Origin of the sequence: Achromobacter sp. PD1, from assembly GCF_048541815.1 — a bacterium.
Lineage (GTDB): Bacteria > Pseudomonadota > Gammaproteobacteria > Burkholderiales > Burkholderiaceae_B > Achromobacter > Achromobacter bronchisepticus_A.
This window is the reverse complement of record NZ_CP183349.1, coordinates 6,392,222-6,418,760: the sequence shown is the minus strand read 5'-3', so window position 1 is coordinate 6,418,760 and position 26,539 is coordinate 6,392,222. Positions and strand designations below refer to the sequence as shown.

Below are 26,539 nucleotides of genomic sequence, written 5' to 3'. Positions count from 1 at the left end.
CTTGCGGCCCGATCAGTTGGCCTGGATGCCGGCGTCCTTGACGATGCCGGCCCAACGCGTCATCTCGGCGGCCACCATCGCGTCGGTCTTGGCGGGCGTGGAAATCAGCGGATCGAAGCCTTCGCGGCCCATGCGCTGCGCCAGCTCGGGCGAACGCAAGGCCTGTTCGAGCTTGGCGTTCAGCGTGTCGATCACGGCTTGCGGCGTGCCCGCGGGCGCGCTGATGACGAACCAGGTGTTGAACTCGTAGCCGGGCAGCCCGGACTCGGCGATGGTGGGCACGTCGGGCAAGAGCGGCGAACGCGTGGTGCCGGTCACGCCCAGCGCCTTGAGCTTCTTGCCGTCGACCTGCGGCTTGGCGGCGGACAGCACCGGAAAGCTCATCTGCACCTGGCCGCTGATGGTGTCCACCATGGCGGGGCCGCCGCCCTTGTAAGGCACGTGCAGGATCTGGGTCTTGGACACCGACTTGAACAGTTCCGCGGCCATGTGGAAGGTGCTGCCCGTGCCTGCCGAACCGAAGCTCAGGTCGTTGGCGGGCCGCGCGCGCACATAGGCCAGCAACTCGCTCACATTGGCCACGGGCAACTGGTTGGTCACCGTCAGCACGTGCTGCGACGTCCCTATCGTGCCGACCGAACGCAGGTCCTTGGTCGTGTCGAACGGCATGTTCTGGAACAACGCCGGGTTGATCGCCAGCGACATGGTGTTGACGGCCAGCGTGTAGCCGTTGGGCTCGGCGCGCGCCACCGCGGCCATGCCGATGTTGCCGGAAGCGCCGGCGCGGTTCTCCACCACCACACTCTGCCCCAGGGCGCGGCCCCAGGCATCCGAAATCAGGCGTGCGGCGATGTCCACGCTGCCGCCGGGCGCGAACGGCACGATGAGCGTCACGGCGCGCTGGGGAAAGGCGTCGGCGGCGGCTGGCTGGGTCCAACAGGATGCGGCAATGGCCGCGCATAGAACGCCGGCAGCTTTGTTGATCTTCATTCCTGGTCTCCTCGGTTGGCCGCGCCAGGCGGCTCTTTAGTGGTGAGGCCAGTGTATAAGCCGGTCCGGTTCTTATAATTACTTCTCCAGATAAAGCTTTATTAAATTAAGTTTATAAATAAGCGCATGGACGCCCTTTCCGATCTCGCCTTCTTCTCGCTGGTGGTCAAGCACGGCAACCTGTCCGCCGCCGCCCGCGAACTGGGCCTGACCCCGCCCGCGGTCAGTACGCGCCTGGCCAAGCTGGAGCAGCGCCTGGGTGTGCGGCTGCTGAACCGCACCACCCGTCGGGTCAGCGTCACGCAGGAAGGCGAGCTTTATCTGGCAGAAGGCGCACGCATCCTGACGGACCTGGAAGCGCTGGAACGTTCCGTATCGAGCGCCCGCGCCCGTCCCCAGGGGCTGCTGCGGCTGAATGCCACATTCGGCTTTGGCCGCGCCCACATCGTGCCCGCGGTGTCGGACTTCGCCCGCCAGTACCCGGAAGTGGAAGTCCAGATGCGCCTGACCGACAGGCCGCTGAACCTGATCGAAGAAGGCTTCGACGTGGCGGTGCGCTTTGGCGACCTGCCCGATGCGCGCCTGACCGCGCGCAAGATCGCCTCCAACCGGCGGCTGCTGTGCACGTCGCCGCGCTACCTGGAAATCCATGGCGAGCCGCGCGCGCCGGGCGACCTGCAACGTCACCGCTGCATCGTGGTACGCGAGAACGACGTGGCCTATGGCACCTGGCGGCTGGAATCGGGCCAGCGCGCGGAGACCGTGAAAGTGCGCGGCCCGCTCAGCTCCAACGATGGGCAAAGCGCCCTGGAATGGGCGCTGGACGGCCACGGCATCGTCATGCGTTCGGAATGGGAAACGGCCGAGCATCTGCGCGCCGGCCGTCTGCGCGCGGTGCTGGCCGACTGGCGCACGCCGCCCGCGGACATCCATGCGCTGTATCCCGAACGCCTGAACCTGCCGGCCAAGACAATCGCCTTCGTGGAGTTCCTGTCGCAGCGCTTTGCCCGGCATCTGCGCGCACCAGGTTCGGACGACGCGGTCTGGTGAACCGGTCGCGTCCCGCTCCGGCGCGGCCGCGAAGCTACGCGTCCGCCCCCAGCCGCCCGCCGGCGCGCACGATGCCGCAACGCTTGTGCGCCCGCATCACCACGCCGACTTCGCTGTTCAACACGCCGTCCAGCTCGCCCAGGCGGCGCGTCACGACATCCCACAGATGCAGGCTGTCGCGGCACAGCACGTGCCAGAACAGCTGCGACGCGCCGCTGGTGCCGAACAGGCAGCGGGTGTTGGGGTCCAGCGCCAGATGCGCGGCCAGCGCGTCCACGGCTTGCGGGCGCACCTGCACCGAAATCACCGCCTCCACCGGAAAGCCGACCAACGCCGGCTCCACTTCCACGCGGAAACTCAGCGCACGGCGCTCCACCATGTTGTGCAAGAGACGCTGCGCGGTGGGCTCGCTGACGCCGGCATGCTCGGCCAGTTCCGCCAGGCTGGCGCGGCCGTCGCGCATCAGGTAGGCCACCATGCGCTGTTCAGCGTCCGTCAATGCCGCGGGCGGCTGCGCCGCGGCGGGCTCGGCCGCCGCCCCATCGGGTTGGGCCTGGATACGCCACTGGCCGGCGCGGCGGAACGGCCGCAGCACCAGCCGCGCCTCCACGTGCTCCACCCCGTCGATGGACGGCAGCACGCGCGTCACCACGTCCGGCATGTCGGCGGCGTCCGCCAGCGTCAGCTCGGCCATCAGATCGGCCGAACCGGCCAGCGTGACCACCAGCTGGCTCAGGTCCAGCCGCGCCAGCTGGTCCGCCACCTCTGGCACGCGGCCCGACCGGCAGCGCACCCAGGCGTGCAGCACCACGCCACGGCCGGTAGCCAAGGGATCGGGTTCGGCGATGACACGCAGGGCGTCGGCATCCATCAGGCGCTTGATGCGCCGCGCGACGGTGCGCTCGGGGATGCCGGTGGCGGCGCCCAGCTCGCGCCAGGATGCGCGGGGGTCCGCCTGCAGCGCGATGAGACAGGCGAGATCGGTGTCGTCCAGCCCCGGAGCTAGGGGCTTACCCTTACTTGACGTGTCCATATTCATTAATTTAACGTTCGCGCATTGATAAAAACACAAAATTAAACGGTCTTTTTGACCAAAAATAAATTCTTATTTGAGGTTTTCATGAGCAGCACTTCAGCGCCCCTGCGCAAGCCGCAGGGGGCAGCCGCCTCGGCCGGCACCGCGCCCGTCTCCCGCTCGCGCACCATTCTGGCCGGTAGTGTAGGCAATGCCGTCGAATGGTTCGACTGGACCATCTACGCGTCCTTCGCCATCTTCTTCTCCAGCCAGTTCTTCCCCGAGGGCAACGAAACCACGGCCCTGCTGGCGACCTTCGGCATTTTCGCCGTGGGCTTCTTCATGCGCCCGGTGGGCGGCTGGCTGCTGGGCATCTTCTCCGACCGCTACGGCCGCAAGGCCGCGCTGGGCCTGACCATCCTGATGATGGCCGGCGGCTCGCTGATCATCGCCGTCACCCCCACCTACGCCTCCATCGGCCTGGCCGCTCCGCTGCTGCTGACCGCTGCGCGCCTCTTGCAAGGCCTGTCGCTGGGCGGAGAGTATGCCTCGGCCACGACCTTCCTGGCGGAAATGGCGCCGCCCAACAAGCGCGGCTTTTACTCCAGCTTCGTGTTCTTCAGCGCCGCCGTGGGCATCCTGGCCGCCTCGGCCATCGGCTGGGTGCTGACCTCGACCTTGACCAAGGCCGAGATGGCCGCATGGGGTTGGCGCATCCCGTTCTTCCTGGGCGCCTTGGGCGGCCTGGCCGGTATGTGGATCCGCCGCTCCATCCCGGAAACCGAAGCGTTCTCGCACGCCAAGAAGGCCGGCGTCGAAAAGCAGCCGCTGCGCACCCTGCTGCGCGACCACCCGCGTGAAGTGCTGCGCATCGTGGGCTTTTCCATCCTGACCACGTTCGCGTTCTACATCTTCGTGGCCTACGTACCCACCTACGCCATCCGCCAGGTGCATGCCGACCCGAAGACCGCGTTCGCCGCAAACACCGTCGCGCTGATCGTATTCATGCTGGTGCAGCCGCTTTTCGGCATCCTGTCCGACCGCATCGGCCGCAAGCCGCAGCTGATCTTCTTCGCCGCCGGCTACCTGGTGTTCTTCTACCCGCTGATGACCACGCTGGGTCCCTCGTTCGGTTCGATCCTGGCGGTGGAGCTGTTCGGCCTGGTGCTGTATGCCATGTACACCTCGATCGCGCCGGCCATCATGTCCGAACAGTTCCCCACCAGCGTGCGCGCCGTCGGCATCGGTACGCCGTACAACCTGGTCGTCGCCTTGCTGGGTGGCACCACGCCCTATCTGCTGACCTGGCTGCAGAGCAAGGGCATGGAGCGCTGGTTCTTCTACTACGTGCTGGCGGGCGCCGTGATCACCCTGATCACCTTCATCCGCATGCCGGAAACCAAGGGCCAGAGCCTGAAGTAAGCAGAGAGAACGAACGTCACGCACCAGCGCTTTCCGGTTCCCGCGGGACCGGAAAGCTTTTTCTTTTCCGATGAGACCCATGCCAGCACTAGACACCGCCCTGCACTTCCAAGACGCCCAAGCCCTGGCCGGCGCCATCCGCCGGCGCGAACTGAGTTCGCGCCAGGTCACCACCCACTTCCTGGACCGCATCGAGCGCGCCCCCGCGCTGGCCGCCTACAGCGAAGTCACGGCCGAGCGCGCGCTGGCCCAGGCCGACGCCGCCGACCGCCTGCTGGCCGCGGGCACTCTGCTGGGTCCCCTGCACGGCGTGCCCGTGGCGGTGAAGGACAGCGTGCAATGGGAGGGCGTCAGCGTCTGTCTGGGTTCGCTCGCCCTGCAGGGCCGGATCAGCGACGTCACGGCGGCCCCGCTGCAACAGCTGGCCGCGCAAGGCATGGTGGTGCTGGGCAAGACCCGCATGACCGAATTCGCCTTCGGCCTGTCGGGCCAGAACCCCACCCAAGGCACCGCGCGCAATCCCTGGGACGCGCAGACCGCGCGCGCGCCGGGCGGCTCGTCCAGCGGCGCGGGCGTGGCCGTGGCCGCCGGCCTGGCGCCGCTGGCGCTGGGCGGCGACACCGGCGGCTCGGTGCGCGCGCCGGCGGCGCTCAACGGCCTGGTGGGCTACAAGCCGTCCACCGGCGTCATCAGCCGCACCGGCTGTCTGCCCTTGTCGGATACGCTGGACGTGCTGGGTCCGATCACGCGCACCGTGGCCGACGCCCGCCTGCTGACCCAACTGCTGGCCGGCCCCGACATCGGCGACGCGGCCACGCGGGGCTTTCCCGCAAGCGCCATCGCCGCCTTGCGCCAGCCCGCCGCGCGCGGCCCGGGTCCGGTGGCCGTGCTGGCGCCCGAGGCCTGGCCCGCCCCCTTGGCCGAGGCCGGCCTGCGCGCCTGGCGCGAGGCAGAGGAAAACCTGGCGCGCGCCGGCTACACGCCCACGCCCTGGCATCCGCCCGCGGCGCTGTCCTTTGCCCGCATGGCCGACGACAACTCCGTGGTGCTGGCCTACGAGGCCTACCGCTACTACGGCGCGTTGGCCGAAGACCCGGCCACGCCGCTGTGGGACGTGGTGCGCAAGCGCATCGCGGCCGGCGGCCGCATCGCGCAGGCCGACTATGAAGCCGCGCTGCAACGCCGCGCCGCCGACATGGCCGCATTCGCGCAAGCCATGCAAGGCCTGGACGCCCTGCTGATGCCCGCCTGCGACCAGGCCGCGCAAGCGCTGGACGCCGACGATACGCGCCACGCCGGGTTGGGCAAGCTGCTGCGCCCCGCCAACTTCCTGGGCGCGGCCGCCATCTCGCTGCCTGTGGGCTTCGATGCCGAAGGCATGCCCATGGCGGTGCAGTTGCTAGCGCCGGCAGGTGGCGACGCCGCAATGCTGGATTGCGCCGCGGCGCTGGAGCCGGTGCTGGCGCCGGCGCTGCGCCGGCCGGATTTGTCAGGCTGGGGGCTGTAAGGTCGCTGCCGCAATGAAAAAGCCCCCGCACTGCGGGGGCTTTCTTGTTCAAGCGCCGGGAAGGCTTATGCGCCCTTCTTCAGCGCCTGGACCTTGTCCGTGGCTTCCCACGAGAATTCCGGCTCGGAACGGCCGAAGTGGCCATAGGCGGCGGTCTTGGCGTAGATCGGACGCAGCAGGTCCAGCATGTTGACGATGCCCTTCGGACGCAGGTCGAAGTGCTCGCGCACCAGCTTGGCGATCTGGTCGTCGGGGATGACGCCCGTGCCTTCCGTGTAGACGGTGATGTTGATGGGCTCGGCCACGCCGATGGCGTAGCTGACCTGCACCTGGCACTGGCGCGCCAGGCCGGCGGCCACGATGTTCTTGGCCACGTAGCGGGCCGCGTAGGCGGCCGAACGGTCGACCTTGGACGGATCCTTGCCCGAGAACGCGCCGCCGCCGTGCGGGCAAGCGCCGCCGTAGGTATCGACGATGATCTTGCGGCCGGTCAGGCCGCAATCGCCTTGCGGGCCGCCGATGACGAAGCGGCCGGTCGGGTTGACCAGGAACTTCGTTTGCGGCGTGATCAGGCCTTCGGGGAAGCTGGGCTTGATGATGTCTTCGATCACCGCTTCGCGGATGGTTTCTTGCGAAACCTCGGGTGCGTGCTGGGTCGACAGCACAACGGTGTCGACTTCAGCCGGACGGCCGTCGATGTAGCGGAACGTCACTTGCGACTTGGCGTCGGGACGCAGCCACGGCAGGCGGCCGTCCTTGCGCAGCTCGCTCTGGCGCTGCACCAGGCGGTGCGCGTACCAGATCGGAGCGGGCATCAGATCGGGAGTTTCGTCGCAGGCATAGCCGAACATCAGGCCTTGGTCGCCCGCGCCCTGGTTCAGATAGTCTTCAGAGCTGCGGTCCACGCCCTGGGCAATGTCCGGCGACTGCTTGTCGTAGGCGACCAGCACCGCGCAGCCCTTGTAGTCGATGCCGTACTCGGTGTTGTCGTAACCGATGCGGCGGATCGTGTCGCGCGCGACCTGGATGTAGTCGACGTTGGCGGTGGTGGTGATTTCGCCAGCCAGCACTACCAGACCGGTGTTGCAGAGGGTCTCGGCTGCGACGCGCGCATTCGGGTCCTGCGTGAAGATCGCGTCCAGGATCGAGTCGGAGATCTGGTCGGCAACCTTGTCGGGGTGCCCTTCGGAGACGGATTCGGAAGTAAAGAGAAAGTCGTTGTTGGCCACAGATGCGTCCTTGGTGGCCGGCATTGCCGGCGCATAGGTTCACGAGGCGCGTTGCACCCCTGACCGCATGACATACGCAAATCTGGGCGCGACGCTTTAGCGGATTTGGCAAGAGGCGCGCAAAGCGCTGTACCCTTGCCGTCGCCCCGCAAGTTGTCGGTTAACTCGGCGACTGCGCTATTTTAAGCGAAAATGCGGTTCTGCCGCCAAAGCTGGGGGACGTATGCATATATCCCGGCCCCAGGCGCACTTTCTGTCCGTCCCATTTTTCTGCCGCATGCTGCTCTTCCTGTTCAGATCATTCGCCGCCCTGCCCCTTTCCGTCGCGCACGCCGTGGGGCGGCTGGCCGGGCGCGCGATCTACGCCTGGCCGGGCAAGTACCGCCGGCGGCTGCAGGCCAACGCGGCCCAGGCCGGTTACCCCGATCCGGCTTTCGCGCGGCGCGCGGCGGGCGAAATCGGCGCCATGATCCTGGAGAGCCCGCGCGTCTGGTTCCGCAATGAACAAAGCCTGGCTCAGGTGATCTCGGACGACAACGACGTGGTCAGCGCGGCCCGCGCCGAGAACCGCGGCATCCTGTTCCTGACGCCGCACCTGGGCTGCTTCGAGATCACCGCGCGCTACCTGGCCCGCCAGATGCCCATGACCGTCATGTTCCGGCCGCCGCGCAAGGACATCCTGGCCCCGCTGCTGGAAACCGCGCGCAATACCTCGGCCGTCAATGCCGTGCCGGCTACCATGCAGGGCGTGCGCGAATTCGTGCGCGCCCTGCGCCGCGGCGAATCCGTCGGCATGCTGCCCGACCAGGCGCCCAGCGTGGGCGACGGCGTCTGGGCGCCGTTCTTCGGGCGCATGGCCTACACGATGACGCTGCCCGGCAAGCTGGCCACGCAAACGGGCGTGCCCATCATCCTGACCGCTGGCGAACGGCTGCCGGGAGGCCGGGGCTGGCGCATCCACTATGTCCGCGTGCCCGAACCGCTGCCCGCCGATGCCGCCGAGCAGGCCGCGTTGCTCAACGCCGCCATGGAAACGCTGATCCGCCGCTGTCCGGAGCAATACCTCTGGAGCTACAACCGCTACAAGACGCCGCGTGGCGCCCCGCCGGCCCCCGCCGCCGACACTCCTGCTTCGGCCAGCTGAACCGCCGCGCCCCGTCCGCTCCCTATTTCCCACCATGACTGATTTCAAAACGCGCGCGCTGGTATCCCTGATGAAATGGTTCGGCCGCATCAAGCCGTCGACCCGGCAGCGCATCGGCGCAACCCTGGGCTGGCTGGCGCCGCGGCTGGCCAAGTCGCGCACGCGCATCGTGCGCCGCAATCTGGAACTGTGCTTTCCCGACCAGCCCGAACACGTGCGCGAACAGTGGGTCGCGGACCACTTCCGCGCACTGGCGCAGTCCATCGTCGACCGCGGCGTGCTCTGGTACGGCACACCCGAGGCCATCAAGGAGATGGTCACGCAAACTGGCGCTGACCGCATCAACGAACTGACTGCCCAGGGCCGCCCGGTGATCCTGCTGGCGCCCCATTTCATCGGGCTGGACGCTGCCGCGACGCGGCTCACCATGGAGGTGCCCAGCGGCGCCACCATGTACACGCCGCAAAGCGATCCTCAGGTCGACGCCATCGTCGCCGCCGGCCGCAAGCGCTTCAACGAAGTGTTCCTGGTCAGCCGCAAGGACGGCGTGCGCGACCTGATCCGCCACCTGCGCGAGCGCCGTCCCGTCTACTACCTGCCGGACATGGACTTCGGCCGCCAGGGCGCCACCTTCGCGCCGTTCTTCGGCGTGCCGGCGGCGACATTGCTCGCCACCGCCCAACTGGCCAAGAAATGGGATGCCGCCGTGCTGCCCATCCTGGACTTCTGGAACCCGGATACCGGCCGCTACCACGTCGAAGTGCTGCCGCCGCTGGCCGACTTCCCCGGAACCGACTCGCTGGAAGACGCCACCGCGCGTCTGAACCGCGAGCTGGAATCCTGGGTGCGCCGCTGCCCCAGCCAGTACTACTGGGTCCATCGCCGCTTCAAGACCCGTCCGCCGGGCGAACCCAAACTCTACTGAGTCCGCGGCCCGCGCCGCTCGCGCCCCAATATGGGCGATAATCCAGTGATGAACTGGAACTTCACCAAAATGCATGGCGCGGGCAACGATTTCGTCGTGCTCGACGGGGTCCGCCAGACCATCGAAATGACGCCCGAGCGCGCCCGCGCCTTGGGCGACCGCCATTTCGGCATAGGCGCCGACCAGATCCTCCTGGTCGAGCCCGCGACCCGGCCCGACGCCGATTTCCGCTACCGCATTTTCAATTCCGACGGTAGCGAGGTCGAGCACTGCGGCAACGGCGCGCGCTGCTTCGTGCGCTTCGTGCATGAGCAGGGCCTGTCCGACCGCAATCCGCTGCGCGCCGAAATCGCCACCGGCATCCTGGTGCTGGACCAAGGCGACGACGAACAAGTCACCGTCGACATGGGCAGCACGCGTTTCGAGCCCGCCGCGCTTCCGTTCGACACCGCCGGCCTCTCCTCGCGCATCGAAGGCCAGGACACGCTGTGGGAACTGGAACTGGACGCGCCCGCCGGCCTGCCGCGCACGGTCGCGCTATCCGCCGTGGCGATTTCCAATCCGCACGCCGTGCAGGTGGTGGACGACGTCGACACCGCGCCGGTAGCCGTGCTCGGCCCGCTGATCGAAACCCATCCGCGCTTCCCGCGCCGCGTCAACGCCGGCTTCATGCAGATCGTCGACCGCAACAACATCCGCCTGCGCGTGTTCGAACGCGGCGCCGGCGAAACCCTGGCTTGCGGCACGGGCGCCTGCGCCGCCGTCGCGGCAGGCATTCGCCGCGGCCTGCTGGACTCGCCGGTGCGCGTGCAAGCGCGCGGCGGCGTGCTGACCGTCGCCTGGAACGGCGAGCAATTACGCATGACCGGCCCAGCCGAGTCCGTCTTCACGGGGCAGGTCGATATCGACAAGCTCGTCTTCTCCATGGGGCTGAACCGATAAGCCATGACTGATACCGCTATTACCGCTCAGGACGTCGCTGATTTCCTGCAAGAGAACCCTGGCTTCTTCGACGATCACGCAGACGTCTTCGCCACGTTGCAGGTGCCGCATCCGCACGGTTCGCGCGCCATTTCGCTGGGCGAACGCCAGATCCTGACGCTGCGCGAGCGCAACCGCGAACTCGAATGGCGCCTGAACGAACTCGTGCGCAACGCCACCGCCAATGAAAGCATCGGCACGCATGTGGCCAAATGGTGCTGCCGTCTGCTGTCCGAATGCGATCCGCAGCATGTGCCGGGCGAGATCGCCCTGGGACTGGCCGAACAGTTCGAGCTGAACCACGTGGCGCTGCGCCTGTGGGATCTGTCGGAACTGCCGGCGACCGGCTACGGCGAACCCGTCACGCAAGACGTACGCACCTTTACCGACAGCCTGAAGACGCCGTACTGTGGCGCCGACACCGAATTCGAAGCGGCCGGCTGGCTGGATGCCAAGCCCAAATCCCTGGCGCTGGTGCCGCTGCGCCTGGAAGCCGACGGTCCCGCCGTCGGCCTGCTGGTGCTGGGTTCGGACGACGCCGAGCGCTTCACGCCTGAAATGGGCACGACCTTCCTGGAATCCATCGGCCAGCTGGCTTCGGCGGCGCTGCATCGCCTGAATCCGGCCTCGCCCAAGGCCTAGCACCGACACGGGCGGACGCCATGGCGAAAACCACGCAAGCGCAAGACGCGGCCCCGCCCGAAACTCCCCTGCCGGACGCCATGAGCGCCTGGCTGCGCCATCTGGAAACCAACCGGCGCTACTCGCCCCACACGCTGGACGGTTATCGCCGCGAACTGCATTTCCTGCGCGAGCTTGCCGAGCAGGCCAAGCTGCCGCTGGACAAGATCGGCAACGGCCACATCCGCCAGTTCGTGGCGCGTCTGCACGCCCAGGGCCGCGGGCCACGCAGCCTGGCGCGCACCCTGGCGGCGTGGCGCGGCTTCTATCAATGGTGGGCGCCGGCCATCGAACTGGCTGGCAATCCCGTGGCCGGCGTGCGCGCCCCCAAGGCGCCGCGCGGCCTGCCCAAGGCCCTGTCCGTGGAACAGACCCAGGCCCTGCTGGACCGCGCGCCCGCACAAGTGGCGAACGAACCGGCCGCGTTGCGCGACCAGGCCATGTTCGAACTGCTCTATTCCAGCGGCCTGCGGCTGTCGGAACTGGTCGGGCTGGACCTGCGCTATGAACGTTCCGGCAATTACGAATCGCGCGGCTGGCTGAGCCTGGAAGAGGCCGAAGTCATCGTCCTGGGCAAGGGCGGCAAGCGCCGCTCGGTGCCCGTGGGCCAGGCCGCGCTGGCGGCCCTGCGCAAATGGATCGCGGCGCGCCCGCAGCTCGCGCCCTTCACGGCGCAGCCCGAGGACGCGGCCGCACTGTTCCTGGGCGCGCGCGGCCGCCGGATTTCGCCGCGCGTGGTGCAGCTGCAACTGGCGCGCATCGCGCAGCAGGCCGGCGTGCCCACGCATGTGCACCCGCACGTGCTGCGCCACAGCTTCGCCAGCCACGTACTGCAATCCGCGCAGGACCTGCGCGCCGTGCAGGAAATGCTGGGCCACGCCAACATCTCGACCACGCAGATCTACACCCGGCTGGATTTCCAGCATCTGGCCCGCGCCTACGATCAGGCGCATCCTCGGGCCGGACGCAAATCCTGAACGCCCCGGGCCCCGCGCGTTCCGCGGAAACGGCTGCGCGAATTCGCACGGCCGCTTCCTAACCGCCACCCGCGATCACGCCGCCCAGCAGCATCACGCCCAGCAACAGCACCGCCAGTGCCGCCAGCGCTTCCACGCCGTAGCGCAGGCGCGCCGCGCCGGCGCTGGACAGGCGGCTGCCGATGCGCGTAGCCGCGCCGCCCGCCGCGACCGCGAGGCACGCCAGCGCCGCCACCGTCAGCCCGGTACCCAAGCCCATCGCCAAGGCCGAGGCCACGCCGGCCAGGAAGAAACCCTGCGCCAGGGCGAACACCAGCACGATCAACGCGCCGCTGCACGGGCGCAAGCCCACGGCCAGGATGGCCGTACCCGCACGGCGCCAATTCAGCGGACCCGACACCTGCGCGGGCGCAGGCACATGTGCGTGGCCACAGCCGCAATCGTGATCGTGGTGCTGATGGTGAGAGTGCTCATGCCCATGGCCGTGATCAAGCATCGATTCCGCGGGCGCTGGCCCTGCGCGGGGCCGCAACAGCGGACGGATCGCCTTGATCCACACCAGCCACATGCCCAACAAGGTCACCAGCGCATACGAACCAAGTTCCAGCCAGCGCGTCGCGTTGTTCATCGTGGCCGCGGTGGCGTTGAAGATCAGCGCCAGCACCGCCACCAGCGCGATCGCCACCAACGCCTGGATCAGCGCGGACGCCAGCGCCAGCAGCGCGCCGTTGCGTGCGGTCTGGCGGTTGGCCAGCACATAGGAAGAGATCACCGCCTTGCCATGCCCCGGCCCCAGCGCATGGAATACGCCGTAGGCGAAAGACAGCCCGATCAAGGCCCAGGCCGCGCCGCCCTCGGCCTGCCAGGCGCGAACGGCGCCCGTCAGCTGCCGGTAGAAATGGCTTTGCCAGACCGACACCTGGCCAAAGAAGCCGGCCAGCCAGCCCGGCCCGCCCACGCTCGCTCCGCCCTCCGGCACGCCGAAGGGATGCGCGCCCTGGGCCGCGGCCGCAGCCGCGCCGCCCAGCAGCAGCACGGCCAGCAGCGCGAGCACTACTCGCATCGCACCTCGATGCGGTGCGTCAACCCCTTGGTGATCGCGAATAACTCGTCCGGCAAGGCGTCCGGGTCGGCCGGGATCGCGGCCAATTGCTGCATGGTTTTCCAATCCAGTTCCTTGGGCTTGCGGTAGGCGGACGTGCAGGTCTTGGCGCCTTGCCCGCCCAGCGATACCGCGCCGCTTTGATCGAAGGCGTAGGCCACGAAATAGGTGGGATCGTAGATGTCCACCTGCGCGCCGCCTGCACCCGGCGCCACGGGCGTGGCCAGCGGCAAGGTGAAGGACAGCGTCAGCCGCGTGGTCTTCGGATTCCAGTCGACGCGCGCATCTTGCGGGGCTGCGAAAGCCGAGGTCTTGCCGTCCACGGTGACGCGGGTGAAGTAGTGCGAGATCGGCTCGCCCAGCGCCTGCATCCAATCGCGCGCCATGCCCTGCAGGATCTCGGGCGACAGCGAACCGTCCTTGCCCTTCTTCAATCCCTGCGTGGCGTAGGCGCCGAACATCTCGTCAAACAGCCAGACCTGCCGCAGCGCCGTGATGCGCTGCTGTCCATCGATATCGATCGCCGCGCGGGCATCGATCCACATATGCGGGTGTGCGCTGGCGGCGCCCGCCGCCAGCAGCATCGCCGCCGCGGTCAGGGCTGCATGGCCGCGGCGAGCTGACGTGCGTTCCATTCAAACATTTCCAGGTAGGTGGCGCCGGGCTGTCCGGGCTTGGACAGGGCGTCGGAATAAAGCGTACCACCCACCTTGGCCCCGGTTTCGCGGGAGATCTGTTGGACCAGCTTGGGGCTGCTGATGTTCTCCACGAATACCGCAGGCACACGCTCGCGCTTGACCTGTTCGATGATGCGGGCCACGTCGCCTGCGGCGGGTTCCGCATCCGTCGACACGCCCATCACGGGAATGAACGCCACGCCGTAGGCATCGCCGAAATAACCGAAGGCGTCATGGAAAGTCACGATCTTGCGGCGCTCGGCCGGAATCGCGGCAAAGGTCTTGCGGACCTGCGCGTCCAGCGCCTGCAGGCGCGCGATATAGGCTTGCGCGCGCTGGCGGTAGGCGTCGGCATGCGCGGGATCGGCAGCGGCCAGGCCTTCGGCCACATTGCGGGCGTAGATGACGCCATTGGCCAGGTTCTGCCATGCGTGCGGATCGGCGCCGCTGTGATGATGGCCATGACCATGGTCGTGGTCGTGGTCGTGGTCGTGGTCGTGGTCGTGGTCGTGGCCATCATCATGCCCGCCGCCCGCGAACGTGCGCGTCTTCACGCCCTGGGACGCGACCACGGTGGCGCCGGCAAAGCCCGACGCCTTCGCCAGGCGCGGCATCCAGGTCTCGAAATCCAGACCGTTGACGAACAGCACGCGCGCCGCTGCGAGCTTCTTCGCGTCGCCCGGCGTCGGCTCATATTCGTGCGCGTCCCCATCGGGCCCCACCAGCGTGGCCACGCTGACGTCGGCGCCGCCCACTTCCCGCACGATATCGCCCAGGATCGAAAAGCTGGCCACGGCCTTCAACGGCTCGGCGGCCTGCGCGGTTCCGAACAGCGCCGACAGGCACAGGCCGGCCGTGGCGAGCAGCGCGCGGCGGCGCGCCAGGGAATGGAAACGCATGGCGTATCTCCTTTGGATGAGTCAGGCGCGGCGCATGCGGCGCCGCGCCGGCAGCAGCCCGCCTTGCGGGCCGCCTACGATGGAAAACAGATAGCAGGCGCCGGCCGCCAGGATGATGGCGGGCGAGGCCGGCACGTTGAAGTGGTACGAAATGAGCAGACCGGCCGTGGACGCCGCCACGCCCAGGCCCGCAGCCAGCGGAACCTGGCGGGCGGCGGAGCGGACCCAGAAGCGCGCGGCGGCGGCCGGCAACATCATGATGCCGACCACCATCAACGTGCCCAGCACCTGAAAGCCCGCCACCAGGTTCACCACCACCAGCACCAGGAAAGCCATGTGGACCCAGCCCCCGCCGCCGCCGCTGGCGCGCAGGAAACCCGGATCCAGGCATTCGGCCACCAGCAGCCGGTAGATCGCCGCCAGCGCCAAGAGAGTCACGCTGGCCGTCGCCGTCACCAGCAGCAATGCCGCGTCGTCCAGCCCCAGCACCGTGCCGAACAGCACATGCAGCAGATCCATATTGGAGCCGCGCAGCGACACCAGCAGCACGCCCAGCCCCAGCGATATCAAATAGAAGGCGGCAAAACTGGCGTCCTCGCGCAGCGGCGTCATGCGTGCCACCAGTCCTGCCAGCAGCGCCACGGCCAGCCCGGTGACGATGCCGCCCAGCATCATCGCGCCCAGCGACAGACCGGCCAGCAGAAAGCCCGCCGCCACGCCGGGCAGGATGGCGTGCGACATGGCATCGCCCATCAGGCTCATGCGCCGCAGCACCAGGAACACGCCCAGCGGCGCGGCGCCCAACGACAGGGCGCAGGCGCCGGCCAGCGCGCGCCGCATGAAGCCATAGTCCAGGAAGGGCGACACGACCCATTGCGCCAGGCTCATGCGCGGGCCTCCGCCAACCACTGCCGCGCCCGCTTCAGATGCGCGTCGTTCAGCGTGTGCTCGGTGTCCCCCCACGCCACCACCGAACCGGACAGGAGCAGGCATTCGGGGAAATGGTCGCGCACCAAATCCAGGTCATGCAGCACCGCGATCACGGTGCGGCCCTGGCCGTGCAGGCCGCAAAGCAGGGCCATCAGGTCGTCGGCCGTGTGGCTGTCCACGGCGGCAAAGGGTTCGTCCAGCAACAGTACGGGCGCATCCTGCACCAGCATCCGCGCGAACAGCGCGCGCTGCATCTGCCCGCCCGACAGCGCGTCCACGCCGCGTCCGGCCGCGTCGGCCATGCCCACGGTCTCCAGCGCGTCCATGCAGCGCTCGAGCTCCTGGTTCGCATACCGGCGCCATCCCCCCACTCGGCGCCAGGCGCCCATGGCCACCAGATCCAGCACCGACACCGGGAACGAACGGTCGAGTTCGGCGGCCTGGGGCAGCCAGGCCAACTCCGAACGGCCCGCGCCGCCGATGCGCACGCTGCCGGCCATGGGACGCAGCACGCCCATGATGCCCTTGATCAAGGTGGACTTGCCCGCGCCGTTGGGACCGACCACGGCGGTCATGCCGCCCGCGGCGAAACACCCCGATACCGACTTGAGCGCGGCGTGCCCATGCCAGCCGAAGGACGCGTCGGCCAGTTCGATGGTGACCGGCGCGTTCATCGCGCCCACCAATCCAGCGCCCACCCGGTCAAGGCCCACAAGGCGGCCGCGGCAGCCAGGGCGGCGGCCATGCGGCGCCAGGCGGAGACCAGGAAGGCGGAACGCGGCGGGGGAGCTTGCCGCGGCGCGGCTTCGGGCCGCCGGGGCAAAAGCGTGAAATGGGACATGGAAAGAATGCGGAGGCGAATAGCGGCTACAGCCAGTTTTATTATGTTATATCATAACCAAACGGCTTGATTCCACGGCGTTCGCCCGCATCTGGATGTTTTCTGCTACCTTCCAGGCATCTCGCGCGCATCGCGCGCGTTTTCCATAGAGATAAAGCCAGCCATGTCCGCACCGTCCCGCCCCCCTCGCAGCGATACCGTCGGCGCCCAGCTCAGCGTCGCCGAAGCGCTGTGCGAGCAGCGCGGGCGCCGCCTTACCCCCATCCGCCGCAAGGTGCTGGAACTGCTGCTGCGCCACGGCCGAAGCCTGAAGGCCTATGAATTGCTGGATGCGATGCGCGCCGTGCATCCGGGCGCCGCGCCCCCCACCGTGTACCGCGCCCTGGACTTCCTGATGGACGAGGGCCTGATCCACCGCCTGGACGCCGTCAATGCCTGGAGCGCCTGCCACGACGCGGGCGGCGCGCCCCACGACCTGCTGGTCGTCTGTACGGGCTGCGGCGCGGTCGCGGAAGTGTCCGACCCCGCCATGAGCCGCCAACTGGCCGAACGAGTCGCCCAGACCGGCTATTCCCTGGCCACGCACGAAACCGAAATCCGCGCGCTGTGCCCCCAGTGCCAGCAGAAGCAGCCCGCCGCGGACGCCGGCCACGGCCACCACCATCATTAAGAACTAGTGCCGGCAGGCAGCCCGCCCGCCACTTCTCCGCCATCGGACGCAAGCCCGCGCAGAACGTTTCATCCGGATGCGCGCATCGCGCTCTTGAAATCGGGCAAACCGCCCCCAAATAGTGGTATCGCCCGATACTTGACGGCGTACGGACGCCATCTGGATGGCTACGGCCCCAGGGTTGACCCTGGGTTTGCCCCCTGCCCCCGACTGTGCTGTAATCCTGCGTCCGGCCGCTGCAGGCGGCCCACGCAGCCTGCGGCAAACATCCTCCGGCAAAGACTGGGAAACCCCGTCCAAACGTCGCAAGACGGCGTTGCAAGACAGGGTTGCGATCCCCGCCGAGAGTTCCTGTTTAACGCCTTGACTTCACGCTAGCAGCTTCGCCATGAACACCCCGCGCAGTTTGGACAAAATGGTTCCCGTCACCATCCTCACCGGCTTTCTCGGTGCGGGCAAGACCACCCTGCTCAAACGCATCCTGACCGAATACCATGGCCGCCGCGTGGCGGTCATCGAAAACGAGTTCGGGCCGGAAAGCATCGACAACGACCTGCTGGTGCAGGACCGCGACGAAGAAATCATCGAGCTGTCCAACGGCTGCGTCTGCTGCACCGTGCGCGGCGACCTGATGCGCACGCTGGGCGAACTGCGCGCCAAGCGCGAAGCCGGCGAACTGTCTTTCGAACGCGTCATCATCGAAACGACCGGCATGGCCAACCCCGGCCCCGTGTGCCAGACGTTCTTCATGGATGACGACATTGCCGAGTACTACCGCCTGGACGCGGTGGTTACGGTGGTCGACGCCAAGCACGGCATGGCCACCCTCGACGCCCAACCCGAAGCCCAGAAGCAGGTCGGTTTCGCCGACCGCATCCTGATCTCCAAGCGCGACCTGGTCAACGAAGTCGACTACGAAGCGCTGCGCCACCGCCTGGTTCACATGAACCCGCGTGCGCCGATCACCCCGGTCAACTTCGGCGAAGTCGACCTGAAGTCCATCATCGACATCAGCGGCTTCAACCTGAATTCCATTCTGGACATCGACCCGGATTTCCTGGCCGATGAGCACCCCGACGCCGCCCATGATCACGACCATGGACATGACCATGGCCACGATCATGACCATGATCACGAAGGCGACTGCGGGGCGCATTGCAATCATGCCCACCATCATCACCACCACCAGCACGACGACGAAATCGGCGCGTTCGTGTTCCGTTCCAACAAGCCGTTCGATCCCGCACGCCTTGAGGAATTCCTGGGCGGCGTGGTGCAGGTCTATGGCCCCGACCTGATGCGCTACAAGGGCATCCTGTACATGAAGGGCATCAACCGCCGCATGTTGTTCCAGGGTGTGCACATGATGATGGGCGCCGAACCCGGCAAGCCGTGGACCGCAGCCGAAAAACCGTCCACCAAGATGGTTTTCATCGGCCGTAAGCTGCCCCAGGAGATTTTCACCCGGGGCTTGGAGCAGTGCCTGGCGGGGTAATCCCCCTTCCTGACGTGACGTGATGCGACGAAGGCAGTACTGTGAGGTACGAATAGCGTAGGCAACAAGTAATACGGACCGGGAATGAACGCCCGCGCCAGGATCGATTCATAGTGGAGTGTTTTCATGGCTACCAAGGCAGCAACCAAGAAATCAAGCAAGTCGACGAGCGATACGGCGATTGATCTGCCCAGCGAGAAGGAATTGCTGGCCATGCCCGAGTCCGACTATATGAACGAACGCCAACTGGCGTTCTTCAAGGAACGGCTCAAACAACTCGAGCAGGACATCCTGGCCAACGCCGGCGAAACCACCGAGCACCTGCGCGAAACGCAGTTCGTGCCCGATCCCGCCGACCGCGCCACGATCGAGGAAGAACACGCCCTGGAGCTGCGCACCCGCGACCGCGAGCGCAAGCTGCTGAAGAAGGTGCAACAGTCCATCGCCCGCATCGACAGCGGCGAATACGGCTGGTGTGAGGAAACCGGCGAACCCATCGGCATCCCGCGCCTCTTGGCCCGCCCCACGGCCACCCTGTCGCTCGAAGCGCAGGAACGCCGCGAGATGCGCCAGAAGCTCTACGGCGACTGATCCGTCCCGTATTCAGGCCCTACGCTGAAAGGCTATGCTGGTTTCCAGCATGGCCTTTTTCTTTGGCCGGCACGCAAAGGGGACGCAAGCGTCCTGCCTTGATTTCCCCGCAACCGCCCCCAGCTAATCCCTTCATAGGAAGGAACGCATGGAACAATTTCACGCCACCACCATCGTGTGCGTGCGCCGCGGCAACCGCGTCGCACTGGGCGGCGATGGCCAGGTCACCCTGGGCAACATCGTCATCAAGGGCACCGCCCGCAAGATCCGCCGCCTGTACCACGACAAGATTCTGGCCGGCTTTGCCGGCGCCACCGCCGACGCGTTCACCCTGCAGGAACGCTTCGAGGCCAAGCTGGAAAAACACCAGGGTAACCTGATGCGCGCCGCGGTCGAACTGACCCGCGACTGGCGCACCGACCGCGTCCTGCGCCGCCTGGAAGCCATGCTGATCGTGGCCGACGCCGAGCACACGCTGGTGCTGACCGGCAACGGCGACGTGCTCGAACCGGAACACGGCCTGGCCGCCATCGGCTCCGGCGGCGCCTACGCCCAGTCGGCCGCCCTGGCGCTGCTGCGCAACACCGAGCTTTCGCCGGAAGCCGTCGTCAAGCAATCGCTGGAAATCGCCGGCGACCTCTGCATCTACACCAACCAGAACCACGTCATCGAAACGCTGGGCGACTGACGCCCGCCACGCGGCGCGCCCGTCGCGCCGCGGCCGCCACCCCAGCCTGCCCTAGCTTCAAGGATCCGCCCTCATGTCCGCATCCAACATGACGCCCGGAGAGATCGTCTCCGAACTCGACAAGTACATCGTCGGCCAGAACCGCGCCAAGCGCGCCGTGGCCGTGGCGCTGCGTAACCGCTGGCGCCGCCAGCAGGTCGCCGAACCCCTGCGCCACGAGATCCACCCCAAGAACATCCTCATGATCGGCCCCACCGGCGTGGGCAAGACCGAAATCGCGCGCCGCCTGGCCAAGCTGGCCAACGCGCCCTTCATCAAGATCGAAGCCACCAAGTTCACCGAAGTGGGCTACGTGGGCCGCGACGTCGACACCATCATCCGCGACCTGACCGAATACTCCATCAAGCAGACCCGCGAACTGGAAATGCGCCGCGTGCGCACGCAAGCGGAAGACGCCGCCGAAGACCGCATCCTGGACGCCCTGGTGCCGCCCCCGCGCGGCGCCTCCGGCGAACCGGAACGCGGCGAGGACAACAGTGCCCGCCAGACCTTCCGCAAGCGCCTGCGCGAAGGCAAGATCGACGACCTCGAAATCGAGATCGAAGTTGCCCAGGCCGTGCCGCAGATGGACGTCATGACGCCCCCCGGCATGGAAGAAATGGCCGAACAGCTGCGCGGCATGTTCGCCGGCATGGCGCGCGACAAGAAGAAGCCCAAGAAGATGAAGGTGCGCGAAGCCTTCAAGCTGATCGTCGACGAAGAAGCCGCCAAGCGCGTAAACGAAGAAGACCTGCGCACCGTGGCGATCAACAACGTCGAGCAGAACGGCATCGTCTTCCTGGACGAAATCGACAAGATCGCGGCCCGCCAGGAATCTGGCGGCGCGGACGTCTCGCGCCAGGGCGTGCAGCGCGACCTGCTGCCGCTGGTCGAAGGCACCACCGTCAACACGCGCTACGGCATGGTCCGCACCGATCACATCCTGTTCATCGCGTCCGGCGCCTTCCACCTGTCGCGCCCCTCGGACCTGATCCCTGAACTGCAGGGCCGTTTCCCGATCCGCGTCGAACTGGAATCGCTGACCGCCGAGGACTTCGTGCGCATCCTGTCCGACACGGATGCCTCGCTGACCAAGCAGTACACGGCGCTGATGGCGACCGAGGACCTGCAGCTGGAGTTCACCGAAGAAGGCGTGCGCCGCCTGGCGGAGCTGGCCTTCGAAGTCAACGAAACCACCGAGAACATCGGCGCGCGCCGCCTGTACACGGTGATGGAGAAACTGCTGGACGAGCTGTCCTTCGACGCCACCGCCAGCAGCGACAAGAACGTCAAGATCGACGCCGCCTACGTCAACGCGCAACTGGCGGAAGCCGCCAGCAGCCAGGACCTGGCGCGCTACGTGCTGTAGTCCCCGCGGCCGCGCCTTGCGCGCCGCCAGCAAAACGCCGTCCGCAGCCTGGCGCTGCGGACGGCGTTTTCTTTTGCCGGGCGGCAGGCCCGGCCTGGACGCGGCGCCTACCCGGAACGCTAGTTGCTGATCGCGGTCACGATGTACTTGCCGTCCTTGCGGACCGCCGTGAAGCGCACCTTGTCACCCGCCTTGATCTTGGCCAGCAGCGCCGGATCGGCTTCATAGACCAGCGTCATCGCGGGCAGGTCCAGCGCCTTGATGGCGTCATGCTTGATCGTGACCTTGCCGCCGGCCGGATCCACCCGCCGCACTTCCCCGCTGGCCTCGGCCTGCTGCGCGAACGCCAGCGGCGCGGCCAGCGTGACGACGGCCACCGCCGCCGCGGCGGCCATGGGCATTGCATACTTGCGGTCAAAAATCATGCAGATATCCTCCGATTGCAGGGAAAGCGCGGAACCGGCGTCCCCGCTTTCCATAGTGCTAGGATACCGCCCTCGTGCAACAGTTCCCCCGCCCTGACGCAACAATTCTGACAGTTGATTGCGGAATACGCGGGCCGCGCCGCCCCGATACATGGCTGGACGCAAAACCCCTACCTTTCGTCACTCATTTCAGGAGCTCCCATGGCCAACCGCTTATCCGTCATCGCCACCCGCACGGGAGACGACGGCACCACGGGTCTGGGGGACGGATCCCGCACGCCCAAGGACGCCCCGCGCATCGCGGCCATCGGCGACGTCGACGAACTGAACAGCGTAATCGGCGTATTGCTGACCGAGGATCTGCCCGCCGAGATATCCGCGGATCTGCTGGCCATCCAGCATGACCTTTTCGACATGGGCGCGGAACTTTGCATCCCAGGTCACACCGCCCTGACGGACGAGCACATCGCCCGCCTGGACGCGCGCCTGGCCCACTACAACGCGGCCTTGCCGCCTCTGCGCGAATTCATCCTGCCCGGCGGTTCGCGCGGTTCGGCGCAGGCGCATGTGGCGCGCACGGTCTGCCGCCGGGCCGAACGGGCCGTGGTGGCACTGGCGCGGGTCGATCTGGTGCACCCGCCGGTGCGGCAATACTTGAACCGGCTGTCGGATCTGCTCTTTGTCCTGGCGCGCTGCATTAATCGCGCACGGGGAACGGCTGATGTGTTCTGGGCCGGCCCCAATGCGCGTAAGACCACGTAACTCATGAGATGAAATGCAAGATGAAATTCTGGCCATCGCTGGAGGCGTACCTGGAACGTCTCTATTTCACCCCATGGTTTGTTTCATTTTTTAGGTCGGGCTAAAGCACTTGCGGCATAATTGAGGGTTAATTAGCGGGTTTGCATGCACGCTCAAAGCTCAAGGACTAGACAAGAATGAGTATCATTGTTACCGGCGGAGCAGGGTTTATCGGCTCCAATTTTGTACTCGACTGGTTCCAGCAAAGCAGTGAACCCGTCGTGACATTGGACAAGCTCACCTACGCGGGCAACCCCGAAAACCTTGCTTCGCTCAAGGACAATGCCGCTCACAAGCTGGTCCAGGGCGATATCGGAGACTTTGAGCTGGTCAGCCGCCTGCTTGCCGAACACAAGCCCCGCGCCGTTCTGAATTTCGCCGCTGAATCGCATGTCGACCGCTCGATCCATGGTCCCGGTGAATTCATCCAGACCAACATCGTGGGCACCTTCCACTTGCTCGAAGCCGTGCGCGCATATTGGAACGGTCTGCCGGACGATGAACGCGCCGCGTTCCGCTTCCTGCATGTGTCCACCGATGAAGTCTACGGCTCCCTGGAAAAAGACGATCCCGCCTTCAGCGAGACCAACCGCTACGAACCCAACAGCCCGTACTCGGCCAGCAAGGCCGCCAGCGACCACTTGGTGCGTGCCTATCACCATACCTACGGTTTGCCGGTGCTGACCACCAATTGCTCAAACAATTACGGCCCTTATCACTTTCCCGAGAAGTTGATTCCGCTGGTCATCCACAACGCTCTCGCCGGCAAACCGCTGCCAATCTATGGGGACGGTCAGCAGATCCGTGACTGGCTGTATGTGAAGGACCACTGCTCAGCGATACGCCGCGTCCTTGCCGCCGGACAGTTGGGCGAAACTTATAATGTGGGCGGCTGGAACGAAAAGACCAACCTGGAAGTCGTCCGCACCCTCTGCGCCTTGCTGGACGAACTCAGCCCCCGGGCTGATGGCCAGCCTTATAAGAATCAGATAACGTTCGTGAAGGACCGGCCCGGCCACGATCAACGCTACGCCATCGATGCGTCGCGTCTTGAGCGCGAGTTGGGCTGGAAACCCGCGGAGACCTTCGAAACCGGCATCCGCAAAACCGTAACGTGGTATTTGGAGAACCAGCAATGGGTGGCCGGTATCACCAGCGGCACCTATCGCGACTGGATCAGCACGCAATACGCAACCTGACGGATCGGCGTTCGCATAACCACGACACACCGCGCACCGCCCATCACGATAAGTCGAGTTTCCGCATTGCCAATTAGCCAACAACCTATCCGCACGGACGAGCAGGTGAATGAGCGGATTGCTATCCTTCTGTGCACGTACCAGGGTGAAACGTACCTGCCAGAGCAACTGGACTCATTCGCCGCACAGACTCATTCCGACTGGATCGTCTGGGCGTCCGATGATGGCTCTTCCGACGCCACGCCACGGGTGCTTGAGGACTACCAACGCCGCTGGGCGTGCGGCCAACTGATGATACTCGCCGGCCCGCGCAAGGGTTTCGTTGCGAATTTCATGTCGTTGCTGTGCAGCCCGGAGCTTGCCGCCGATTATTACGCGCTTTCCGACCAGGACGATATCTGGCACGCTGACAAACTGCAGCGGGCCGCGGATTGGCTGCGCCAAATACCCGAAGACGTGCCGGCGCTCTACTGTACGCGCACCGAACTCATAGATGAAGCGGGCCGTTCGCTCGGCTATTCGCCGTTGTTCAAACGACCGCCTTCTTTTGCCAATGCGCTTGTACAGAATGTAGCGGGTGGCAATACGATGGTAATCAATAATGCGGCGCGCACCTTACTGCTGGAGGCCGGCGCCGGCCTTGATGTCGTCGCCCATGACTGGTGGATGTACATCGCAATCAGCGCCTGTGGCGGTCGTGTTCACTATGACAGTCAACCGTCACTAAAGTATCGTCAGCATGGCGGCAACCTCATCGGCGCCAATACTGGATTGTTTGCAAGGCTGCAAAGGATCCGGCTGTTGTTCCGCGGTCGTTTGAAGACCTGGACCGATCAACATATCGTTGCGCTGGCGCCGTTGCTACCCAGGCTGACGCCCGTCAACCGCAAGATCTATGAGCGTTTTGTCAAAGCTCGCCAACGCAGCCTTCTGCCCCGCATCATCGGACTCAAATGCTCGGGCGTCTATCGCCAGACGGCCTTGGGAAATCTGGGGTTGCTCGCCGCTGCAATATCCAACCGGATTTGAAGGTAGCCATGAAAATTCTACTGCTGGGTAAAGACGGCCAAGTTGGTCACGAGTTGCAGCGAACTCTGCTGGCGCTCGGCGACGTCCACGCCTCTGGCCGCGGAGACGCCAACTTTGAAGATCCAGACAGCCTGGGCCGCTTACTGGAAGCGCAAATGCCCGACATCATCGTCAATGCTGCGGCCTATACAGCGGTAGACAAGGCCGAAACACATCAAGATGTCGCCCGCCGGGTCAACGCCGACGCAGTTGCTGTGCTTGCCAGCTACGCTCAGGAAAAGCAGGCATTGCTAGTGCATTACTCCACGGACTACGTATTTGACGGCACCAAGAACGGTCCCTACGACGTGGATGATCAGACCAACCCGCAAAGCGTGTATGGCCGCACCAAGCTGGCGGGCGAATCGGCCATCCTAGCGAGCGGCTGCAATGCCCTGATGCTGCGCACCAGTTGGGTATTCTCGGCGCATGGTGGCAACTTCATCAAGACTATCCTCCGCCTGGCCAAGGAGCGCGATGCATTGAGTATCGTTGCCGATCAGCATGGCGCTCCGACTTCCGCCGAACTCATTGCTGATGTCACGGCACTGGCCATCGCAGGGTGGCTGCAGGGCCGCCTGGCCTGCGGCATTTATCACCTGACCGCTTCCGGCGACACGACATGGCACGGTTTGGCATCGCATGTCGTGGATCGCGCGTGGCGCAATGGTGTGAAGCTAAAGACCGACCGGGACCACATCAAACCCATTACGACCGAGGAGTATCCGGTCCCGGCTGTCCGACCCAAGAACTCTAGACTGAACACCAGCGCATTGGCGTCCCCCTTGAAACTACAGTTACCTCATTGGACGGTCCACGTCGACCGCACAGTGGACCAACTTACGTCTACGGAACTTTCGACATGAAACGCAAAGGTATTATCCTGGCTGGGGGGTCCGGTACCCGGCTGCACCCAGCCACCCTAGCAATCAGCAAGCAATTGCTGCCGGTTTTTGACAAACCGATGATTTACTACCCCTTAAGCACCCTGATGCTCTCGGGGATCCGGGACATTCTCATTATTTCGACCCCCCAGGACACTCCCCGCTTCCAGCAGCTGCTCGGCGACGGGTCGCAGTGGGGCCTGGCTCTCCAGTATGCCGTCCAGCCGTCCCCCGATGGCCTGGCTCAAGCCTTTCTCATCGGAGAATCATTCCTCGGCAATGACCTGTCCGCACTCGTGCTTGGGGACAATATCTTTTACGGCCACGACTTCCACCAACTACTGGCCAATGCCGGCGCCCGCGCCGACGGCGCCAGCGTGTTCGCCTATCACGTACACGACCCCGAACGCTATGGTGTTGCGGAATTCGACAACAGCGGGACTGTCCTGTCCCTCGAAGAAAAGCCGGCCAAACCTAAATCCAACTACGCGGTCACGGGCCTGTATTTCTACGACAAGGACGTGGTCGAAATCGCCAAGCAAATCAAGCCATCGGCCCGCGGCGAACTCGAGATTACCGATCTGAATCGAGTCTACCTCGGCCAAGGCAAACTGAATGTCGAAATCATGGGCCGCGGCTATGCCTGGCTCGATACCGGCACCCATGAATCGTTGCTCGAAGCCAGCCAGTTCATCTCCACTCTGGAGAACCGCCAAGGCTTGAAAGTCTCATGCCCGGAAGAAATCGCATTCCGCAATGGATGGATTACGCCTGAACAGCTGGAGACATTAGCGGAACCGTTAGCCAAGAACGGCTACGGCAAGTATCTGCAACGCTTGCTCGTCGAGAAAGTTTACTAAGCGAAGCCGGGGCAGCAACCGACATGGCTACTGCGCCAGCCCCCAAGGCCAACCTTTCGCTTAACCGGCGGAGACGGTCA

At 65.9% G+C, this 26,539-nt stretch carries 28 protein-coding genes; 18 read left to right on the top strand and 10 right to left on the bottom strand.

Features of this window, described 5'->3' with window-relative positions; all coding sequences use genetic code 11:
* Positions 1-12: 12 nt before the first annotated feature.
* Positions 13-990 (bottom strand): tripartite tricarboxylate transporter substrate binding protein, encoded by a 978-nt coding sequence (locus ACM1PE_RS30240; RefSeq protein ID WP_306634582.1) that lies wholly within the window; start codon positions 988-990, stop codon positions 13-15.
* Positions 991-1,116: 126 nt separating this feature from the next.
* On the opposite strand from ACM1PE_RS30240, the gene ACM1PE_RS30235 reads away from it, so the two are divergent.
* Positions 1,117-2,040: a LysR family transcriptional regulator gene (locus ACM1PE_RS30235; RefSeq protein ID WP_419342008.1), complete on the top strand. Its 924-nt coding sequence runs from the start codon at positions 1,117-1,119 to the stop codon at positions 2,038-2,040.
* Positions 2,041-2,074: 34 nt separating this feature from the next.
* On the opposite strand, the gene ACM1PE_RS30230 is transcribed toward ACM1PE_RS30235, so the two are convergent.
* The gene (locus ACM1PE_RS30230) at positions 2,075-3,079 is read right to left on the bottom strand and encodes an Lrp/AsnC family transcriptional regulator (protein ID WP_059374125.1); all 1,005 of its coding nucleotides are present in this window, start codon (positions 3,077-3,079) and stop codon (positions 2,075-2,077) included.
* 81 nt (positions 3,080-3,160) lie between these two features.
* On the opposite strand from ACM1PE_RS30230, the gene ACM1PE_RS30225 reads away from it, so the two are divergent.
* Together ACM1PE_RS30225 and ACM1PE_RS30220 are read left to right on the top strand one after the other, a co-directional pair.
* Positions 3,161-4,477 carry an MFS transporter gene (locus ACM1PE_RS30225; protein ID WP_059374124.1) on the top strand — a complete coding sequence of 439 codons (1,317 nt, stop codon included), beginning with the start codon at positions 3,161-3,163 and terminating at the stop codon, positions 4,475-4,477.
* A gap of 79 nt (positions 4,478-4,556) precedes the next feature.
* Positions 4,557-5,984: an amidase gene (locus ACM1PE_RS30220; protein ID WP_419342004.1), complete on the top strand. Its 1,428-nt coding sequence runs from the start codon at positions 4,557-4,559 to the stop codon at positions 5,982-5,984.
* 65 nt (positions 5,985-6,049) lie between these two features.
* On the opposite strand, the gene metK is transcribed toward ACM1PE_RS30220, so the two are convergent.
* Positions 6,050-7,213, bottom strand: coding sequence for a methionine adenosyltransferase (gene metK, locus ACM1PE_RS30215; RefSeq protein WP_088143368.1), 1,164 nt, complete (start codon positions 7,211-7,213; stop codon positions 6,050-6,052).
* A gap of 277 nt (positions 7,214-7,490) precedes the next feature.
* Between metK and ACM1PE_RS30210 the strand changes: the two genes are divergently transcribed.
* Genes ACM1PE_RS30210 through xerC form a run of 5 tightly spaced genes read left to right on the top strand, consistent with a single transcriptional unit; the run spans position 7,491 to position 11,921 of the window.
* A complete protein-coding gene (locus ACM1PE_RS30210; RefSeq protein ID WP_059374122.1) occupies positions 7,491-8,357 on the top strand; it encodes a lysophospholipid acyltransferase family protein in 867 nt (288 codons plus the stop codon).
* A 34-nt stretch (positions 8,358-8,391) separates the two neighbouring features.
* On the top strand, positions 8,392-9,282 hold the full coding sequence (locus tag ACM1PE_RS30205; protein WP_251878252.1) for a lysophospholipid acyltransferase family protein: 891 nt from the start codon (positions 8,392-8,394) through the stop codon (positions 9,280-9,282).
* 30 nt (positions 9,283-9,312) lie between these two features.
* The gene (gene dapF, locus ACM1PE_RS30200) at positions 9,313-10,224 is read left to right on the top strand and encodes a diaminopimelate epimerase (protein ID WP_118933495.1); all 912 of its coding nucleotides are present in this window, start codon (positions 9,313-9,315) and stop codon (positions 10,222-10,224) included.
* A gap of 3 nt (positions 10,225-10,227) precedes the next feature.
* A complete protein-coding gene (locus ACM1PE_RS30195) occupies positions 10,228-10,905 on the top strand; it encodes a DUF484 family protein (protein WP_059374119.1) in 678 nt (225 codons plus the stop codon).
* A gap of 20 nt (positions 10,906-10,925) precedes the next feature.
* A complete protein-coding gene (gene xerC / locus ACM1PE_RS30190; RefSeq protein ID WP_306634587.1) occupies positions 10,926-11,921 on the top strand; it encodes a tyrosine recombinase XerC in 996 nt (331 codons plus the stop codon).
* A gap of 58 nt (positions 11,922-11,979) precedes the next feature.
* Here the strand turns inward: xerC and ACM1PE_RS30185 are convergent, their stop codons facing one another.
* The 6 genes from ACM1PE_RS30185 to ACM1PE_RS30160 are packed head-to-tail and all read right to left on the bottom strand — an operon-like array spanning position 11,980 to position 16,370.
* Positions 11,980-12,984, bottom strand: a complete 1,005-nt coding sequence (locus tag ACM1PE_RS30185; RefSeq protein ID WP_306634589.1) for a nickel/cobalt transporter — start codon at positions 12,982-12,984, stop codon at positions 11,980-11,982.
* The gene (locus tag ACM1PE_RS30180) at positions 12,975-13,658 is read right to left on the bottom strand and encodes a DUF1007 family protein (RefSeq protein WP_251878256.1); all 684 of its coding nucleotides are present in this window, start codon (positions 13,656-13,658) and stop codon (positions 12,975-12,977) included. The genes ACM1PE_RS30185 and ACM1PE_RS30180 overlap by 10 nt, the downstream gene beginning before the upstream one ends.
* Entirely contained in the window at positions 13,619-14,599 is a 981-nt protein-coding gene (locus ACM1PE_RS30175; protein WP_419342000.1) for a metal ABC transporter substrate-binding protein, read from the bottom strand. Before ACM1PE_RS30175 ends, ACM1PE_RS30180 begins: the two co-directional genes overlap by 40 nt.
* 21 nt (positions 14,600-14,620) lie before the next feature.
* On the bottom strand, positions 14,621-15,487 hold the full coding sequence (locus ACM1PE_RS30170) for a metal ABC transporter permease (protein ID WP_118933500.1): 867 nt from the start codon (positions 15,485-15,487) through the stop codon (positions 14,621-14,623).
* Positions 15,484-16,203 (bottom strand): metal ABC transporter ATP-binding protein, encoded by a 720-nt coding sequence (locus tag ACM1PE_RS30165; protein WP_118933501.1) that lies wholly within the window; start codon positions 16,201-16,203, stop codon positions 15,484-15,486. The genes ACM1PE_RS30170 and ACM1PE_RS30165 overlap by 4 nt, the downstream gene beginning before the upstream one ends.
* A complete protein-coding gene (locus tag ACM1PE_RS30160; protein ID WP_306634597.1) occupies positions 16,200-16,370 on the bottom strand; it encodes a hypothetical protein in 171 nt (56 codons plus the stop codon). The genes ACM1PE_RS30165 and ACM1PE_RS30160 overlap by 4 nt, the downstream gene beginning before the upstream one ends.
* 163 nt (positions 16,371-16,533) lie before the next feature.
* Between ACM1PE_RS30160 and ACM1PE_RS30155 the strand changes: the two genes are divergently transcribed.
* The 5 genes from ACM1PE_RS30155 to hslU all read left to right on the top strand — a co-directional run bounded on the left by ACM1PE_RS30155 (position 16,534) and on the right by hslU (position 21,222).
* Positions 16,534-17,040, top strand: coding sequence for a Fur family transcriptional regulator (locus tag ACM1PE_RS30155; protein WP_419341996.1), 507 nt, complete (start codon positions 16,534-16,536; stop codon positions 17,038-17,040).
* Positions 17,041-17,428: 388 nt separating this feature from the next.
* The gene (locus ACM1PE_RS30150; RefSeq protein ID WP_419341994.1) at positions 17,429-18,535 is read left to right on the top strand and encodes a CobW family GTP-binding protein; all 1,107 of its coding nucleotides are present in this window, start codon (positions 17,429-17,431) and stop codon (positions 18,533-18,535) included.
* A gap of 126 nt (positions 18,536-18,661) precedes the next feature.
* Positions 18,662-19,126, top strand: coding sequence for an RNA polymerase-binding protein DksA (dksA, locus tag ACM1PE_RS30145; protein ID WP_006389752.1), 465 nt, complete (start codon positions 18,662-18,664; stop codon positions 19,124-19,126).
* Positions 19,127-19,274: 148 nt separating this feature from the next.
* A complete protein-coding gene (gene hslV / locus ACM1PE_RS30140) occupies positions 19,275-19,814 on the top strand; it encodes an ATP-dependent protease subunit HslV (protein WP_013396837.1) in 540 nt (179 codons plus the stop codon).
* Positions 19,815-19,887: 73 nt separating this feature from the next.
* On the top strand, positions 19,888-21,222 hold the full coding sequence (hslU, locus tag ACM1PE_RS30135; RefSeq protein WP_059374110.1) for an ATP-dependent protease ATPase subunit HslU: 1,335 nt from the start codon (positions 19,888-19,890) through the stop codon (positions 21,220-21,222).
* 119 nt (positions 21,223-21,341) lie between these two features.
* Here hslU and ACM1PE_RS30130 read toward each other — a convergent pair whose 3' ends face one another.
* Positions 21,342-21,647, bottom strand: a complete 306-nt coding sequence (locus tag ACM1PE_RS30130) for a copper-binding protein (protein WP_059374168.1) — start codon at positions 21,645-21,647, stop codon at positions 21,342-21,344.
* Between the two features lie 201 nt (positions 21,648-21,848).
* Between ACM1PE_RS30130 and ACM1PE_RS30125 the strand changes: the two genes are divergently transcribed.
* The 5 genes from ACM1PE_RS30125 (at position 21,849) to rfbA (ending at position 26,459) form a co-directional block, all read left to right on the top strand.
* Entirely contained in the window at positions 21,849-22,409 is a 561-nt protein-coding gene (locus ACM1PE_RS30125; protein ID WP_419341989.1) for a cob(I)yrinic acid a,c-diamide adenosyltransferase, read from the top strand.
* 176 nt (positions 22,410-22,585) lie between these two features.
* Positions 22,586-23,647 (top strand): dTDP-glucose 4,6-dehydratase, encoded by a 1,062-nt coding sequence (rfbB, locus tag ACM1PE_RS30120; protein ID WP_280015379.1) that lies wholly within the window; start codon positions 22,586-22,588, stop codon positions 23,645-23,647.
* A 66-nt stretch (positions 23,648-23,713) separates the two neighbouring features.
* On the top strand, positions 23,714-24,676 hold the full coding sequence (locus tag ACM1PE_RS30115) for a glycosyltransferase family 2 protein (RefSeq protein WP_280015378.1): 963 nt from the start codon (positions 23,714-23,716) through the stop codon (positions 24,674-24,676).
* Positions 24,677-24,684: 8 nt separating this feature from the next.
* Positions 24,685-25,581, top strand: coding sequence for a dTDP-4-dehydrorhamnose reductase (gene rfbD, locus ACM1PE_RS30110; protein WP_280015377.1), 897 nt, complete (start codon positions 24,685-24,687; stop codon positions 25,579-25,581).
* On the top strand, positions 25,578-26,459 hold the full coding sequence (gene rfbA / locus ACM1PE_RS30105) for a glucose-1-phosphate thymidylyltransferase RfbA (protein WP_280015376.1): 882 nt from the start codon (positions 25,578-25,580) through the stop codon (positions 26,457-26,459). Before rfbD ends, rfbA begins: the two co-directional genes overlap by 4 nt.
* The last annotated feature ends 80 nt before the right edge of the window (positions 26,460-26,539 follow it).